The organism is Aeromicrobium panaciterrae (assembly GCF_039537165.1).
Lineage (GTDB): Bacteria > Actinomycetota > Actinomycetes > Propionibacteriales > Nocardioidaceae > Aeromicrobium > Aeromicrobium panaciterrae.
In genome coordinates this window covers 438,460-454,007 of record NZ_BAAAZZ010000002.1, presented here as the reverse complement: position 1 = coordinate 454,007, position 15,548 = coordinate 438,460, and the positions used below count along the sequence as shown (strand labels likewise).

Annotated in this window: 14 protein-coding genes; 2 read left to right on the top strand and 12 right to left on the bottom strand. The window is 64.0% G+C overall.

The window, feature by feature from the left end; all coding sequences use genetic code 11:
* Nucleotides 1-17: 17 nt before the first annotated feature.
* Both ABD683_RS02690 and ABD683_RS02685 read right to left on the bottom strand, forming a co-directional pair.
* On the bottom strand, nucleotides 18-674 hold the full coding sequence (locus ABD683_RS02690) for an SDR family oxidoreductase (RefSeq protein WP_344767071.1): 657 nt from the start codon (nucleotides 672-674) through the stop codon (nucleotides 18-20).
* A complete protein-coding gene (locus ABD683_RS02685) occupies nucleotides 671-2,329 on the bottom strand; it encodes an FAD-dependent monooxygenase (RefSeq protein ID WP_344767069.1) in 1,659 nt (552 codons plus the stop codon). Before ABD683_RS02685 ends, ABD683_RS02690 begins: the two co-directional genes overlap by 4 nt.
* 133 nt (nucleotides 2,330-2,462) lie before the next feature.
* On the opposite strand from ABD683_RS02685, the gene ABD683_RS02680 reads away from it, so the two are divergent.
* Entirely contained in the window at nucleotides 2,463-2,918 is a 456-nt protein-coding gene (locus tag ABD683_RS02680; protein ID WP_344767067.1) for a hypothetical protein, read from the top strand.
* A 17-nt stretch (nucleotides 2,919-2,935) separates the two neighbouring features.
* Here ABD683_RS02680 and ABD683_RS02675 read toward each other — a convergent pair whose 3' ends face one another.
* Complete coding sequence (locus ABD683_RS02675; RefSeq protein WP_344767065.1) at nucleotides 2,936-3,832, bottom strand: enoyl-CoA hydratase; 897 nt, start codon at nucleotides 3,830-3,832, stop codon at nucleotides 2,936-2,938.
* The gene (locus ABD683_RS02670) at nucleotides 3,819-4,637 is read right to left on the bottom strand and encodes an enoyl-CoA hydratase-related protein (RefSeq protein WP_344767064.1); all 819 of its coding nucleotides are present in this window, start codon (nucleotides 4,635-4,637) and stop codon (nucleotides 3,819-3,821) included. The genes ABD683_RS02675 and ABD683_RS02670 overlap by 14 nt, the downstream gene beginning before the upstream one ends.
* Nucleotides 4,638-4,721: 84 nt before the next feature.
* On the opposite strand from ABD683_RS02670, the gene ABD683_RS02665 reads away from it, so the two are divergent.
* On the top strand, nucleotides 4,722-5,642 hold the full coding sequence (locus ABD683_RS02665; protein WP_344767062.1) for a cyclase family protein: 921 nt from the start codon (nucleotides 4,722-4,724) through the stop codon (nucleotides 5,640-5,642).
* Between the two features lie 2 nt (nucleotides 5,643-5,644).
* On the opposite strand, the gene ABD683_RS02660 is transcribed toward ABD683_RS02665, so the two are convergent.
* The 8 genes from ABD683_RS02660 to ABD683_RS02625 form a co-directional block, all read right to left on the bottom strand.
* On the bottom strand, nucleotides 5,645-6,829 hold the full coding sequence (locus tag ABD683_RS02660) for an acyl-CoA dehydrogenase family protein (protein WP_344767061.1): 1,185 nt from the start codon (nucleotides 6,827-6,829) through the stop codon (nucleotides 5,645-5,647).
* Between the two features lie 5 nt (nucleotides 6,830-6,834).
* The gene (locus ABD683_RS02655) at nucleotides 6,835-7,746 is read right to left on the bottom strand and encodes an amidohydrolase family protein (RefSeq protein WP_344767060.1); all 912 of its coding nucleotides are present in this window, start codon (nucleotides 7,744-7,746) and stop codon (nucleotides 6,835-6,837) included.
* A 24-nt stretch (nucleotides 7,747-7,770) separates the two neighbouring features.
* Nucleotides 7,771-8,556 (bottom strand): enoyl-CoA hydratase/isomerase family protein, encoded by a 786-nt coding sequence (locus tag ABD683_RS02650; protein WP_344767059.1) that lies wholly within the window; start codon nucleotides 8,554-8,556, stop codon nucleotides 7,771-7,773.
* A complete protein-coding gene (locus ABD683_RS02645; RefSeq protein ID WP_344767057.1) occupies nucleotides 8,553-10,088 on the bottom strand; it encodes a class I adenylate-forming enzyme family protein in 1,536 nt (511 codons plus the stop codon). Before ABD683_RS02645 ends, ABD683_RS02650 begins: the two co-directional genes overlap by 4 nt.
* Nucleotides 10,085-10,612: a nuclear transport factor 2 family protein gene (locus ABD683_RS02640; protein ID WP_344767056.1), complete on the bottom strand. Its 528-nt coding sequence runs from the start codon at nucleotides 10,610-10,612 to the stop codon at nucleotides 10,085-10,087. The genes ABD683_RS02645 and ABD683_RS02640 overlap by 4 nt, the downstream gene beginning before the upstream one ends.
* A 53-nt stretch (nucleotides 10,613-10,665) precedes the next feature.
* Nucleotides 10,666-11,613 carry an acyl-CoA dehydrogenase family protein gene (locus tag ABD683_RS02635; RefSeq protein WP_344767054.1) on the bottom strand — a complete coding sequence of 316 codons (948 nt, stop codon included), beginning with the start codon at nucleotides 11,611-11,613 and terminating at the stop codon, nucleotides 10,666-10,668.
* A complete protein-coding gene (locus tag ABD683_RS02630) occupies nucleotides 11,613-12,767 on the bottom strand; it encodes an acyl-CoA dehydrogenase family protein (protein ID WP_344767052.1) in 1,155 nt (384 codons plus the stop codon). The genes ABD683_RS02635 and ABD683_RS02630 overlap by 1 nt, the downstream gene beginning before the upstream one ends.
* Before the next feature lie 71 nt (nucleotides 12,768-12,838).
* Entirely contained in the window at nucleotides 12,839-15,316 is a 2,478-nt protein-coding gene (locus ABD683_RS02625; protein ID WP_344767050.1) for a helix-turn-helix transcriptional regulator, read from the bottom strand.
* Nucleotides 15,317-15,548 lie beyond the last annotated feature (232 nt).

Genomic DNA, 15,548 nt, shown 5'->3' with positions numbered 1-15,548 from the left:
CCTGTGGTCCAGCGCAGTCATACCGGTGGAGCCATCGTGAGGATCGGTCCCTCGTGGGAACCCGGGTCGTCGAGGATGTCGCAGATTCGGGCTCCGATCTGAGCGTCTGTGAGCCAGGTAGCGGGAGCACTCTCGCGGTTGCTGTCTCCAGCCACCATCGACTGTACGAGCAGTTCAAGCACGACAGGGTGGGTGAGCCACTCCGCCGCCACAGTTCGGTAGAGCATGCGCTGAGCAGCTTGAGCCACGCTGGCGTGTGCGTAGCCCTTGACGACGAAGTCGGCCATGCCACCGCCGACCCCGAGGAAGACTGAGCCAGCGTCCATGAGCGGGAGAAATGCCCGCATCGTGACGTGGTGGGACAGCAGGGTCCTTGCCACGGAGTCGACCAGATCGCGGCTTTGGTGGTTGAGGACGAACGTACGACTGCTGGGAACGTTCGTCGCGACCACAACCGCGTCGAGGTGGGCGGCGTCCAACTCGGTGGCGAGGGCGGTTGCCGCGGACTCGTCAGTGAGGTCTGCCGTCACGATTCGGACACCCAGGGAAGCCAGATCCCTCGCTCGTGAAGCGTCTCGCGAGACCGCGACCACCTCCCAGCCTCGTGACACCGCCTCGCGGACAACACCACGTCCGACATCGCCGGTTGCACCGATCACAGCGACTCGCTTCATGAAGCACCCCTTGCGAGCCCGAGGACTTCCTCCACTGCGGTTGTCAGCATGGCGACGGGATCGTCACCCATCCAGCTCGTTCGCCATGCGACGTGGCCATCTGGGCGAACCAGCGTCGCCCCTCGCGGGCCCATGCCCAGAGGGCTGGCCGGCGCCGACCACGGTGCCCGGCGGTAGGTGATTGGGATGCTGAGGTTGGCTGAGGCCTTGCTCGCGGCGTTCTCCCACTCGTGCCCGTCGGGTCCGGCAACCAGCGTGAGGTCGGTGTCGAACCAGTCGAGCGTGGACTGCTGTCGGGAAAGGTCGAGCCAGAGGTGGGGAAAGCGTGCTCCGGGTCGGTCTGAAGGCTGGTAAGTCCGCGAGTTGAGCGGTGTCACGGAGGACCCATCCCCCACGAGAGCTCCCTCGTGGTACTCGAACCCGAGTGCTCGGCCGCTTTGGTGGATGTGGTGCTCCATGTCACGCAGCCAGAACGCGATGCGATCCTCGTCACGCGAACGAACACCTGCGACGAGCTCGTTGATGCGCGTCGCGTTCCCGACGCTCCAGTCCGCGTTGTCCTGGGCAATGGCGTGGCGCTCTACCTGGTAGGTGTCTAGGAGAGCGTCCGGAGCAATCCCGTTGAGCACGAAAGCGAGCTTCCACGCCAGGTTGTGTGCGTCCTGTACGCCCGTATTCATGCCCAGGCCACCAGTGGGCGGAAATCGATGCGCCGCGTCGCCGGCTAGCAGAACGCGTCCGCTGCGGAAAGACTGTGCGATCTGGCTGCTCATTCGCCAAACGGCTTGGCCCAGCAACTTGATGTCTGGGTCGTGTGAGCCGATCTGCTTTCGGATGGCCGCAGTCACTCGTTCGGACGTCCACAGGGACGGATCCTCGGCCTCTTCCGGTCCCAGCTGGGTCCACGTCAGGTATCGGTCGCTGCCGGAGGGGAAGAGCATCGAGGTGGGGGAGTCCGTCTCAGGTGGGACAACCACAAACGACACGGTGGAGCGACCATCGAGTATGTCGCTCAGGTCGCCTTCCCAGAAGTCGTTGGCCCACACCCCCAGCGTGGACGGACCGACCATCTCGATGCCCAGCCACTTTCGTACGTCGCTCCCGGCACCATCGGCAGCGACGACGTAGTCGGCCTCGACGGCCGCTTCAGAGCCGTCAGGACCGGCAATCGTGAGCGTGACGATTCTGTCATCCTGGCTCAGAGCCGTGACGCGATGCCCGAAGCGCAGATCCACCAGATCAAGTGACTGCACGGCAGAAGCGAGTTCCTCCTCGACGATGTCTTGCGTGACATGGCATGTCCACGACGGCGTCGCCTCGCGGTTGCGGGGTTCGGGGACCACCCGACCGAGCTCGGGCCCAGCGACCGACTCGACGACGATCGCCGGCTCGACGTTCTCGGGGAGCCCTCTCCGTCGGATCGCATCCTCGACCCCCCACTGCCTGAACAGCTCCATGGTGCGTGGGTTGCAGCCCCGAGCCTTCGGGTGCTGGGTGGTCGATGAGTCGCGTTCGAGGACGATGCATGCAATGTCGAACCGGGCCAGGACCAGTGCGAGTGACAAGCCGACGGGGCCACCCCCGACAATCGCAACGGAGGTTCGGGTGGCCGCTGTCGCGGTGGATGGAGGCGTCAAGTCACTCTCGTCTCTCATGATCGAATTCCGCTTTGCGATGCTCGCGGCGCTACTTGCGCGTACAGAAGACGTTAGTTAACCTGAAAGTGACTGTCAACTGATACTAAGAATGATCATGCAGTAACTATCGTAATTGTGACTGGAGAGAGCCATGACCCATTACAAGATGTCCGACCCCGCGTACTGGGAGTCGCCGGGAAAGTTCTCTGAGCTTGACTGCGTCATCCCCTCCATGAAGCACACCTACTTCGTGCTGGGTGACGTGGAGACCGAGCAGGGTCAGTCGGCGCTCGTCATGAAGATGCAGCCCGGCCATGTGATCAACTCCCACGCACATGAGTCGACTGTCTTCGAGGTCGTGGTGGCCGGATCCATCGAGGTCGAGGGCGTCGAGTACGGGCCGGGCGACATCATGATGCTCGAAGCCGGTGAGCCCTGCGGGCGGGGTGTCGTGGGGCCCGACGGGTGCACCACGGTCGAGTTCTTCTCGACGGTTCGTGGCGCGTACAACCTCATCTACGAGGGTGCCGACGGGGAGAAGATCCACTGGAATTCGCTCGCGCAGCGAGGTCGCCCACAGGCGGAGGAGCTGAACACCTCCGCCTAGTGGCGCACGTCAATCGTCTACGGAATGTCAGCCCGCGCCGGCTGAACGGGAGGCATCGACCAGCGATCGGGGAGTCCGAACTCGGGTGACCCTGAAGCCATGGCACCACCTGTGACCTCCGACCAGTGTGCATGGTTGATTTGGTGGAGTGAGAAGCAGGCATTCAGGGCGTTGATGAACCCCATGTTGTCCATGGTCTGATTGACCGATTCTTTGATCAGCAGGGATGTGATCGTCGGGTTCTGCGCCAGGCGTCGCGCAAACGTCAAAGTGTCCTCGCCGAGGGTTTCTCGCGAGAACACCTTACTGACCATGCCGAGGCGGTGAGCCTCCTCGGCGTCGATGGAGTCGCCTGTCAGGAGGAGCTCTTTGGCTTTGCGTGCACCCAGCTCCCACGGGTGGGCGAAGTACTCAACCCCGCACATCCCGAGGCGGGTGCCGACAACGTCCGCGAACGTCGTGTCGTCGGACGCCACGATCAGGTCACAGGCCCAGGCGAGCATGAGCCCAGCCGCGTAGACCGGGCCATGCACCTGCGCAACCGTGATCTTGCGCAGGTTCCGCCAGCGCAGAGTGTTCTGGAAGAAGTGATGCCATTCCTGAAGCATCCTCTTCTCGGTGCCTGACCTGCTCCCGCCGTTCTCCATCCAGGACTGGTGCTGGTCCGGCCCGGGGTCTCTCTCAGTTAGCGCGATCTTGGAACCTAGGTCATGCCCAGCGGAGAAGAGCTTGCCAGCACCAGAGAGGATCACGACCCGCACGTCGTCATCGCGCTCGGCAGCCAAAAACGCGTGGTCAAGCTCGACCAGTAGGCCACGATTCTGCGCGTTCCGCGCCTCTGGCCTGTTCATCTCGATCTGGGCTATGCGGCCGTCGTCAGTCAGCGTGTAGGTCAGGTACTCATACGTGGTCATGTCTCTCCTGTAGATGAGGTGGTGTGAAGTCGGTATGAATGCCGTTGCTTCGGTCGCGCATGGCGCGGCGGAAGTCGGGGCTGCCCACGAGACGCTCTAGCTCGACGTCGGCTTGCCGCGTGCTTTCGCGCAGGGCCACGGTCCAATCTCGATAGACCTGTCGCTTGATCGTCGCGAGTGAGTCGGGTGAACTACGTTGGACAAGGCGCCCGGCTACCTCAAGAGCGTGGTCGACGAGGCCGTCTCGCGGCGCAACCGATGTGACCAGTCCCATCGCCAATGCCTCGGCAGCACTGAACGACCGGCCTGACATCAGGAGCTCCATGGCGCGGCCATGTCCGACGATCTTGGGTAAAAACCAAGAAGTCCCACGCTCCGCCGGAAGGCCGAGGGGTGCGAACGCCGTTGAGAAGCGGGCTTCTGTCGCGGAGACCCGGATGTCACAGGTGAGGCTCAGCGCCAACCCGACACCTGCGCATGCTCCGTTGACTGCTCCGATCACTGGTGTGGCCAGAGACAGTGCCAGGTGAAAGGGATGGGGGGAGCGAGCGTGGGTGTCGACTCCGTCGGCGAGCGCTTGAGTCATAGATGTCGGGTCGAAGCCAGGGCAAAACGTGTCGCCGGCCGCGGTGAGGACGATGCAGGCCACTTCAGGCGACACGTCGGCGCGAATCAACTCGTCGTGCAGCGCGCGTTCAAGTTCATACGAATAGGCATTTGCCTGTGCAGGCCGGTCGAGCGTCAGAGTCGCAATTCCGCGTGCGAGGGCGACGCGCACCATCGGTCGTCCATCGACTGGGTCCATTCTGGCCGCCTCCTCTCCCCTTGATGGCGTATGCTAGTTGCTAGCAATAGATAGTAACTCTTAATTTGATCAAGGGTGTCTGAGGTGGAGAAGTTCAAGAAGCTTGGCGCGGAGCTGAGCAACTGGGGTCGGTGGGGACTCGACGACCGCCTCGGCACACTGAACCTGATCACAGAGAGTCACGTACGCGATGCTGCTCGACTGGTCCGGACAGGAAGAATCTTCGACCTCGGTCTGCCGATCGGGGCGGGATCGCCGCCGCAAAGGGCAGAAAGCCCGCGATTCGATCCGGTCCATCTCATGCTTCGATCGCCTGACGAGGTCTGGCCCGGGGGGATGATCGGTGCGGACGACATGATCGTGCTGCCGTTGCAGGCAGTGACCCAGTGGGATGGTCTCGGCCACAACGGCTATGACGGGCAGTTCTACAACGGAGTGCCCGCGTCGTCGGTGACAAGCAAGGGCTCCACCATCCACTCGGTGCACGAAATTGCCGCAAAAGGGGTTGTCGGTCGAGGAGTTCTACTCGATGTGGCCCATCTTGCCGATGGTCCACTCGGCCAGGGGGATCGCATCTCCCCGGAGGACCTCGACGCAGCCTGCGCGGCCCAGGGCGTCACGGTTGGCGCTGGTGACATTCTCCTGATCCGCACAGGGTGGATCGAGCGCTGGACGCGCGATCACGACGTGCGCGAGCTGTGGGACGGCCAGCCGGGCTTGTCGCTCGACTGCGCGCGTTGGCTGCATGATCGCGACGTCGCAGCGGTCCTGATGGACAACACCGGGGTGGAACACATCCCGACGGATCCCGGGCACGGGACGTCGTGGCCGCTGCACTGCGTGCTGATACGGGACATGGGGATGACGCTCGGCGAGATGGCGGTGCTAGACCAGCTCGCGGATGACTGCCATCGCGACGGGGTGTGGGAGTTTCTCTTCGTCGCGACGCCTCTGAAAGTCGAACGAAGCGTCGGCTCACCGATCACCCCGATCGCAGTCAAGTAGCATCAGGTGCCGAGCGACCCCGACCGGGAGAACTCGCTCAGCCTGTGCTTGCCCACAATGATCCGTTGCAGCTCGATCACGCCTTGGCCGACCTCATAGAACTTGCCCTCGCGGTAGAGGCGTTCGAGCACCATCTCCTGAGAAAAGCCGTAGGCGCCGCAGATCTGCATCGCGTCGCTGGACACCTCGCGCGTCATGCGTGACGCAACGATGCGGGTGCTGGCGGCCAAGCGCTTCACATCTGGTGACCCCTGATCAACGGCGGTGGCGGCATGATGCACCAGAGCGCGAGCCGCGTCGACCCGCGCTGACATCTCACCGATCAACGCCTGGATCGTTGGGAATCGGTCGCCGATCGTACGTCCGCGATGCTCTCGCTGGCTTGCATAGCGCACGGCCTCCTCAAGTGCGCGTCGACCGATTCCCACGCAGATCGCCGCTGCACGGATCTTGGCCTCTGCCTCGGTGTCGATGAGGATCTCGAAACCAGCACCCTCCTCGCCCAGGAGCGCATCGCCTGGCAGTCGCAGTCCATCTATGGCGACCGGTGCGGTGCCCATACCGCCGAACGCGAGCATCTTGATGGGAGTCCGGGGTTGCCACCCGTCGTTGTCGGTGTCGACGAGAAAAGCGCTCAGGCTGTCGTCGCCAGTCTTGGCGAAGACGAGTGCCACGTCAGCGGCGTCGGCAAACGAGATGAACATCTTCCCGCCCTCAAGGAGCCAGTCCGATCCATCTCGTGTCGCACGCGTACGGATCTGCCGTGGATCAGAGCCGGTGCCGGGTTCAGTGAAGGCCCACGCTCCCAATGCACGTCCCTGTACGAGTTCTGCGCCGAAGTCGCGCCACTGCGCGGGTGATCCATATCGGGCGATTGCCATGGCGACTTGCACAGTCGGACCGACATAGAGCGCTGCACAGGCGCCAGCGCGTGCGATCTCCTCCATCCCGGTGACGTACGTGAGATAGGACCCGCCGACGCCGCCTTGGGATTCGGGAAACGCCAGTGCCGGCACGCCGAGATCGGACAACAGCGCCCACAGCTCGGGGGAGAACTCCTGCGTGCGGTCGACTGTGGTCGCGAGATCCTCGATCCGTTCGACTCCGACGCGACGCAGCAATGCGACCATGTCCCGCAGGTCGTTCGCGTGAGAAGGGTCGGTTGGCTGCGTCGCGTCGATCGTCATGTGGTTCAGCCCTCCAGGAGGCGCTTCATGTTGCCGTACAGGAACTTCTCGAGAACTTCGTCCGGCAAGTCGAGCGCGCGAGCGTCAGCGACGGACTTCTCGAGGTTCAGCAGGGGATAGTCGGTGCCGAAGATGACCTTGTCGGCTCCCGCTTGGCCGTGCCACTTGCCGCCCATGAACTCCAAAAGCTCCTTGGGGTAACGCTTCGGTGACCACGCCGACGTACAGATGTAGAGGTTCGGGTGCTTCGCGGCAAGATGAGTCATCATCGAAACCCACGGATCGCCGATGTGGTGCGCGGCGATCTTCAGTTCGGGGAAGGCGATGCACACGTCGTCGAGATGAAGCGGATAGTTGGGGTACGTCGGCCACAACGGACCGGGCATCCCGACATATGAAAAGACCCAGAGGTCGAGCTCCACACACTTTGCGAAGAGCGGCCAGAACCACTTGTCGTTCGGTGGGGTGCCCCACGGGCTGGGAAGGATGTGGATTCCCTCGATGCCGTACTTCTCCTTGTGCTCCTCAAGGATGCGCGGGTTCTCCATCACGTCCCAGTAGGTGCCCGGTCCCTGCCGCGGCGGCAGAATCGTGCCAGCGTGGCGGAAGCGGTCCGGGTACTGCTTGATCGCGTCGACGTGCTCCTCGACGCGGTTCTCAAGACCTTGACGATCGGTCGAGTAGTAGAGCGATGCCTGGAAGACCGCGAGTTCCACGCCCGCGCGATCCATCTCGCCGATCGTGTCGGCGAGGCTGGCCTCGGCAGTCTTGGGTTCGTCGCCGCCCTGCTGGAAGGTCCGCATGACGCGACTACGCATGGGGTCGGAAAGCCACGAGTCGCGGTCTCCGAAGGTGTCGGGTGTCGTCGCGGCCCATCCGGGATGGAAGAAAGCGTCGATCACGGGTCCGTCGTACATGATGTCCTCCTGTTGGGGGTTGAGTCAGTCGTCCAGTCGCCCGAAGCGCTGAGTCAGGTGTGCCCGATGGTGGGCGTTTGTTCCGATCGAGGACTGGTAGACACCTTCGGTACGAACGCTGGCAGCGAAGTCCGGGTTGGTCAGGTTCTCGATCAGGTCTTTGGTCATCGCCAAGGAGATCGCAGGCGACTGGCGAAGTTCGTCAAGCAGTTGCGCGACCGTGCGGTCCAGCTCGCCAGGCAGGGCGAGGCGTGCAATCAGGCCAGAACGGTGTGCCTCCTCCGAGCTCATCCAGCGCCCGGTCAAAAGGAGATCGCGGGCCAGTGCTCCGCCACCCGAACGCGCGATCGATAGGGTGCTGCCGGCATCAGGCACGAATCCCACATGGCCGAAGCTGAAGCGCCACCGCGCATCGGTCTCCGCGATGACTATGTCGGCGGCCAGTGCAAGTGCTGCTCCCGCACCGACAGCTGCGCCTGATACCGCTGAGATGACGACGTGTGGAAGGCGACGGAGCGCCAACACGGAGGCCTCCATTCGTGCCCAGTAGTCCTGCAGGTAGTCAATGGGAAGGCCCGACCTGAGCTCGTCGAGATCACCTCCGCTCGAGAACGTGTCACCGCTGCCACGGAGCACGACGAAGCACACGCCTTGCTCGTCCCGGAGCGCATCGATCGCCGTACCGAGATCGTGATGCACGTAGCGGGCTAGTGCGTTGTGACGTTCGGGCCGGTTGAGGAAGAGCGTCACGGTGTCGCCGTCCTGTTGGGCGATGACACCGGGCTTGCGTGAGGGAGTCTGCGCTGTCATGTGGTGGTCGTCTGGGAGTCGAGTGCGGCGAGGTCTGCGTCGCGAAGGACGCGACGAAGGACCTTGCCGGAGGCAGTGCGTGGGATGTGATCGACGAATGCCACGGCACGGAGTCGCTTGTAACGGGCGAGCTGGGGCTCGAACCACGAAATCACTTCGTCCTCGGTCAGTGAGGCGCCCGCGGCGAGGACGACGGCGGCTTTCGGCAGCTCACCGAGTCGATCATCGGGCAGTCCGTAGACCGCGCAGTCAGCGACGGCGGGGTGGCGGAACAACACCCGCTCGAGCTCGACCGGGGCGACCTGGAAGGCGCTGACCTTGAGCATCTCCTTGACTCGATCGGTGATGTGGAGCCAGCCATCGTCGTCCTGCCAACCGATGTCTCCGGTCCGCAACCAAGTGTCGTCAAAGGCCTCGAGGTTTGCCCCCTGTGGAAGGTAGCCGAGCATGACCTGTGAGCCGCGAGCCTGGATTTCCCCCGATGCTCCTGGAGGGACGAGTTCGCCCGTATCGAGATCCACGATTCGCAGCTCGACACCGGAGACGGCTCTCCCGGCCGTACCCAGGTGCGGATCGTCACCTGAGAGAACCGGTGTGCTGCACAGCACCGGCGCTTCGCTGGCACCGTAGGCAGCGAGCCAGCGCATCCCTGTTCGTTGCGAGAGAGCGGCGGCTGTCGCGGCGACGATGGGCGTCGCCCCCCAAACGGCATAGCGCAGGCTGGACAGATCGAAGGAGCCGAGGTCGACGCGGCTGGCCAATCCGGCGAAAACCGGTGTCGCGCCGAAGATGATCGTGATTCGCTCATCGACGATGTTGTCGAGCACGGTGTCGAGGTCGAACGCCGGAATGAGTCGGAGAGAGCTCCTGGCGCTAATGGCTGTGGCAACTGTCACGATCCCGTAGGTGTGGAAGAGCGGGAGGAACAGCTGCAATCTGTCGGACTCGTCGATGGCGGCTGCTGCTGTCCAGGCGTCGACGTTGGCCAGAAGTGAGACGTGGGAGTGACGGACCGCCTTCGGCATGCCGGTCGTTCCCGAGCTGAACACGAGGGCGACATCACGCATGGGATCGGATGCCGACTCGTAGGGAGGTGACCCCGCCGCGCACGATACGAGGTCCGCGCTTGCATGCCAACCACCGGGGGCGGCATCGTCGAGACACACTCGGTGCTTGATGGAAGCGAAATTGCCCGATGCTGCCGTGGGCAGGTCGGCCAGGACTGCGGAGGGCTCAGTCAGCCTCAGGGCGTGAGCCACTTCGTCGTCCTGCCAGGCAGGGTTGGTCATCACGAATGCAGCGCCCACGCTGGACACTGCGTATTGGGCGACGATGACGTCCGGCCGAAGACTCGCCGCGATCAGCACCCGATCAGACGGACCGATGCCGAGGTCGATCAGGGCCCGAGCCAGCCCATCGACTCGGCGATCGAGCTGGGCAAACGTCAGTTCTTCATCGAGGAATCGAAGTGCTACCGAATCTCCGCGCTGTTCAGCTGCTGTCCGAAGTCGGTCGTGAAGCGTTGACGTCATCGGCCTACTCCGTTCGATGCGCCGCTCCAGCGCTCCCATCCGACGTAGACGGGATCCGTGCGCGAACGCGAGCCGTGTGCGAATCGCGGGTCGTCTGCCGGATGGGTTCGCTGAGTCGAGCGTGACTCGGTCCAGTCGTAGACCGTGCGACGCTCCTCGATGGCCCAGCGATCGTTCCGGAAAGTCAGAACGTCGAGATAGCGGCCGTGGAACTGATTGACGGTTATGCCCTCGTCGGTGTCCTGGACGTGTGAGCCAACAAATAGCGACTCGGCACGCGCTGTGTCGCCGTTCACCTCGATCATTACGTTCGACAGCTCGTGGGTTGTCGACTGCACAACTCGGAGAAGGCCGGCCACAGCCCAGGCGGAGAACTCTGCGGCCGTACCCACGAAGACTCCGTGATCGTCGCGAGCATCAGGGTGATAAGCCGAGAGGATCAGTTCTTCGTCACATCGATCGATACCGCGGCAGTAGCGAAGGAGAGCGTCGTTGATCTGCTGTCGGTCCCACAGGGTGCGCACAGCGTCTGACTCGGGGCGTGGTTCGGGAGTCGACGACCAGGATGCGGAGGTTGTCACCAGACTTCCTCCAGCTCTACGGCAGCGGCCCCTAGTCCTGCACGGACGATCTCGGCCAGGACGTTCAAGTCGATCCAGGACGCAACGGCGTGGCCACGCCTCACATATCGGTGCATCGAGTGCTCCCACGTCGATCCCATCGCGCCCAAAACCTGACTGCACTGGGACGTGGCGAGATCAAACGCGTGGTGTGCGGCTAGCGCGGCGGTCGCCGACGCCGTGGAGGTGTGGTCGACGGTGTCCCATTCCAGTAGCGACTGAGCTGCCTCTACCGCGACGTGGGTGTCGGCGAGGCGGTGCTGGACAACCTGAAACGCCCCCAGTGGAACGCCGAACTGGTGCCTCGTCACGACATGCTCGCGGGCTACCTCGATCATTGCGCTTGCCAGCCCGACGAGCTCTGCGGCCAGCGACATCAGCGCATGATTCACCCCGACAGTCCAGTTGCAGGGCAGGGGTGTTGCGCCGGCGAGATCGATCGTGACTCGTGAGAGACCACGCTCGGGATCCAGGCCGACGACCGGTTGAGGCGAACCTTGGTGGCCAGCAACGTGGAGCAGGACCACCACGTCGTCTCGGCGCACGGGCACGATCCAGTCGATAGGATCTGGGCCGTCGACCCAGGCAAGGCCGGTCACCGTGGGTTCGTCGTGGAACGGGGCGAGGCTATGCGGGAGGACCACAGCTGAGGACTCAACTGGTGGTGCGTCGACGGTCGACAAGCCATGGCGCAGTGCGAGTTCGAGTACTCGTGACCCGCTGAGCTGACGACCGGCCTCCTGCGACAGAACTGTGATTGCGAGAGCCGGGTGTGCCAGGACAAGCTCTTCCCACCCCATGGCGGCGAATGCCTCGACACCTACAAACTCATTTGCCGCGAACATTCGTGCGGCGGATGCACGCGCATCCGCGACGAGTTCGGAGTCCCAGCTCGACCCGGTCATCATCGGCTCCTCGGAAGTCCGAGGACGTGCTCGGCGACGATCGACTTCTGGATGTCGACGGCGCCGCCGTAGATGCTTGCGGCCCGACTGTAGAACCACTCGTTCCGTACCAGCTCATCCTCAGGATCATCCGAATCAATGAACGCTGCTCCGTGCGAGAGGCGAACGACGTCCATCACGGCCTGCTCGGACTGGGACAGCAGGATCTTGTCGATCGACACCTCGGGACCCGGACTCTCACCGTCGGCGAGCAGCCGGACTGTCCTTACCGAGCGACGACGCAGGGCGGATAGCAACGTCCACGCGCGTGCGACGCGGTCGTTGGTTGCTCGCGACGATGCGGACCCGGTAACTCGCTCCGAGGCGGCGGCGAGCCGGGCGCGAAGGGTTGCTTGGCGCTGCCAGGCGTACATTCCCCGCTCCCACTGCAGCAGGTACATCGCGATCGCCCAGCCCTGGCCGGGCTCGCCGACCAGGCGGGAGCCGGCAACGAGATGGTGGTCGAACACAATCTCTGAGAACTCGTTGCGACCACCACTTGCCCTGATGGCCGGGGTCTCGACAGATGCCCCCTCGAGGTCGACCAAGAACATCGAGATGCCGCGGTGGCCGGGCTCCCCGGTTCGTGCAAGAACAGCAGAACGCTGCGAGACGTGTCCGAAGCTCGACCACAGTTTGTGCCCGGTCAGTGCCCAGTCATCGCCGACCGGCGTTGCCCGGCAGGCTAGCGACGCCAGGTCGCTTCCTGCCTCGGCTTCCGAGAAGCCTTGGCACCAGATCTCGTCGCCTCGCAGGGCAGGGGGGAGGACTTCGGAGGCAAGGTCAGGCGCAAATCTGATCAGGGCCGGACACAGAGTCTCGAGCGTGTAGCTCGGCTGCGGGACACGATGGCCAGCAAGGACGAGCTCCTCGTAGGTGACGGCGCGCAGCACCGCCGAGCCGCCCAGACCGCCTTGCTCGACCGGCCAACCACGTCGACCGAATCCGGCGTCCCACAGTTCGCGCTGAAGCAGTTGTTCCTCTGCCAGTGCTGGCTCGATCTCAACGGGTTCGTGCTCGAGACGCGCAGGCAGCTCGGGATGCTCTCGGAGCCACGCCCGGAGATCCCTGCGGTGGTCGGAAACCGACCTGACCGATGTGTCTGTGCTTGCCACAGGATTCATCGTGCGTTCGGTTGATCTGAACGCGCATTGGGAATGCCCCTATGTTTACGGTGTCGCTTCCGCTAGGTCGTCGGGGGGTGCTCGTCGAGCTGGCGCGCTAGCTCAAGGCGCGAGGCGCAACCCGTTTTTGCGTAGATGCGAGTCAGGTAGGCCTCGACGGTCTTGACGCTCAGGGACATTGAAACTGCGATTTCGCGATTTTGACGCCCCAGCTGGACCAGCCGGCCGACCTGGAGTTCGACGTCGGTGAGTGTCGTCGGCCGCGGCTCGCGATGCCGTGGAACCTTTTGGCCGCGCCTGCGCAGCTCGGTTGCGCATTTGCGACGAGACGGATCGGCGCCGAGAGCATGGAACCGCTCATACGCTTCGCGCAGCAGGTTCTCACCATCCGGGCGCAATGTGCCAAGTGCAAACGTGGTGGTTGCCTGAAGGAAGGCCGCGTCCCGGCCGAGACTTGCCTCCCGCGCCGCCGTGGCGAGGTCGACGTCTCCGATGGCCAGAGCCAACAGACGTTGAGCGTCGAGATGTGTGAGCGAGACGTGGCGGGCTCCGGGTCGGTCATCGAGCACGAGTCGGGCACAAGCGGCGGCCTGGGCGGGGCGGCCGAGGACAAGCTCAGCCTCACCGGCCCGCACGGCAAGTAGGTGGCGGAACCGTGGTGGGGCTGGGGCGCGCAGGGCTGCTTCGAGAACTTTGAGAGCAGTCTCGGCCTCGCCGCTCTGAAGGTCGATCGCGGACTGGTTCCACGCCGCCAGCGCGCGTGCTCCTGCGTCATCGTGGAGATCGAGCTCGACCCCACGGGCTTTTGCCCACTGCCCGCGGTGCACCTGGATCCCACACTCGATCGATTGTGCGAGAACCAGGCCGTTGATCGAGCCTGCCTCGGTGACCTGTGGGCGAAGTCTTTCGATCCGTGTCAGGGCGCTGTCCCACTGGCCGGTGTGGAACTCGTGCACGATATTGGCCGTCTCAAGCTCGATACGCATGAGGCCTAGACCTGATCCGTCAAGAAGATCGTGAGCTGCGGCGATGTGTTCTGCCGTGCGCACGTCGCCTTGCATTCCGAGCAGAAACGCGACGTTGGTCAGGGCTGCGATCTGTGTGGGAACCGGTTCGTCGGGGAGAGCCGCGACAATGGCGTCGATCGTATCGATCATGTCGTCGTAGCCGGCGACCAGTCCTTGCGCATGCGCCAGATGAATCGCGGGGATGATCCGACCGCGGGCGGGTTCACCTCGAAGCGACTTCCTGACCTCGCCGATGGCGACCTGCGCAGCCGGAAGATCGCCTGCGCGGGCGGACAGATGCGCCCTCAGGGCTGGAATGTGGCCAGACGGTGACGAGGTGGAGCAGGCCTGGACCGACTGATCGACGCCACTTTCGCCTAGCGTTCCGGAGGCCTCGTTGACGATGTGCATCGCCCTGGCCCGGTCGGTGTCCTCGACCAGAGTCGGCATTACCGCCGCGGCGACGTCCTGAGCCTCTTTCACCCGGCCGTCGAACAGCAGCGCGCGAGCCAGGCGCAGCTGGACACTTCCGCGTTGGGGGTCAGCGGGGCCAAGCAGTGCCGAGGCAGCTGCGTAGTACGTTGCGGAGTCGCCAGGCGATGTTGACGACAGGATGTCGGCGGCGGACAACAACGATCTTGTGGCGGCCTCGTCGCCCGGCTCAGCTGTGTGGATGAGGTGGGCCGCGAGTTCGCAGGTCGCTTGATCAGACGAGGGGAGGGCGCTGAGCCACCGCGCAGAGATGGTGTGCCACAGCGCCCGACGGCCGGCGCCGCAGGCCTCATCGAGCGCTCTTGCCAAGGCGCTCGAGGTCACCGTCCATGGCGCAGGCGAGAGAATTTGCCGACACGTCAGTTCGTCAAGGATCTCTGCGAGGTCGTCTTCGCGCAGGTTGACGAGCTCAGAAACCAGACCCAAACGGGTGGTGGTGGCGGTGCCGATGAACGCGACCGCTGCCGCTACCGCAGCATGAGTGTCATTGGGACCAACAAGATGTCGGACAGTGTGATCGGCCGCTGCGGGGGTGAACAAGGCTCGACGTGACTTGAGGCGACTGATGAGAGGCTCGTCGTGGTCCGGGCACGCTGAGAGCACGTGGTCCAGGAGCCAGGGGTTCCCGCCGACGTAGGTCGTGAGGACGGCCGCTTCGTCGGTTTCCAACGTGCGTCCGAATCTTGCCCGTACGTGCTCGCGTACCGCCGTCGGGGACATTGGGGCGATGCGGGTCGTGACGATCGAGGCGCGGCGGCCGAGACGATCGAGACAGATGGCCCACTCCCGGTCCCATGTCGTGTCGATCTCCGTCGCAGCGATCACGTGCACCGACCCGCCGACCGCTCCGAACAGGGCGGGGATCAGCTCGAGACTCACGGAGTCGAGTCGCGATGCATCGTCGATCGTGACGACGATCGATCGGTCGGATCGCAACATGTCCAGCTGATGAGCGATCGCACGCTGCTCGTTGGAACAGTCTCCGCCCGGAAGGCCTCCGAGATAGCTCTCTAGGTCAACAAGTGCTGGTCGCTTGGCCAAGCCGGAGCGCCACAACGCCTCAAGGAGTGCGGGTGTCGTGTCGGTGTCGGTGCGACTGCGAGTCAGGACCTCGACCCAGGTGAATCCGGAATCACGAAGAGATTCCCCCCGTTGGGCGACTTGAGCCGCGCGGCCCGAGCCCCGTGCACCTCTCACGAGCGTGACGGTTCTCGCGTTCGCTATGGGTATGGCTGCGGGAGCGGACTCGCGATTGGCAGTAATGCTCATGGCC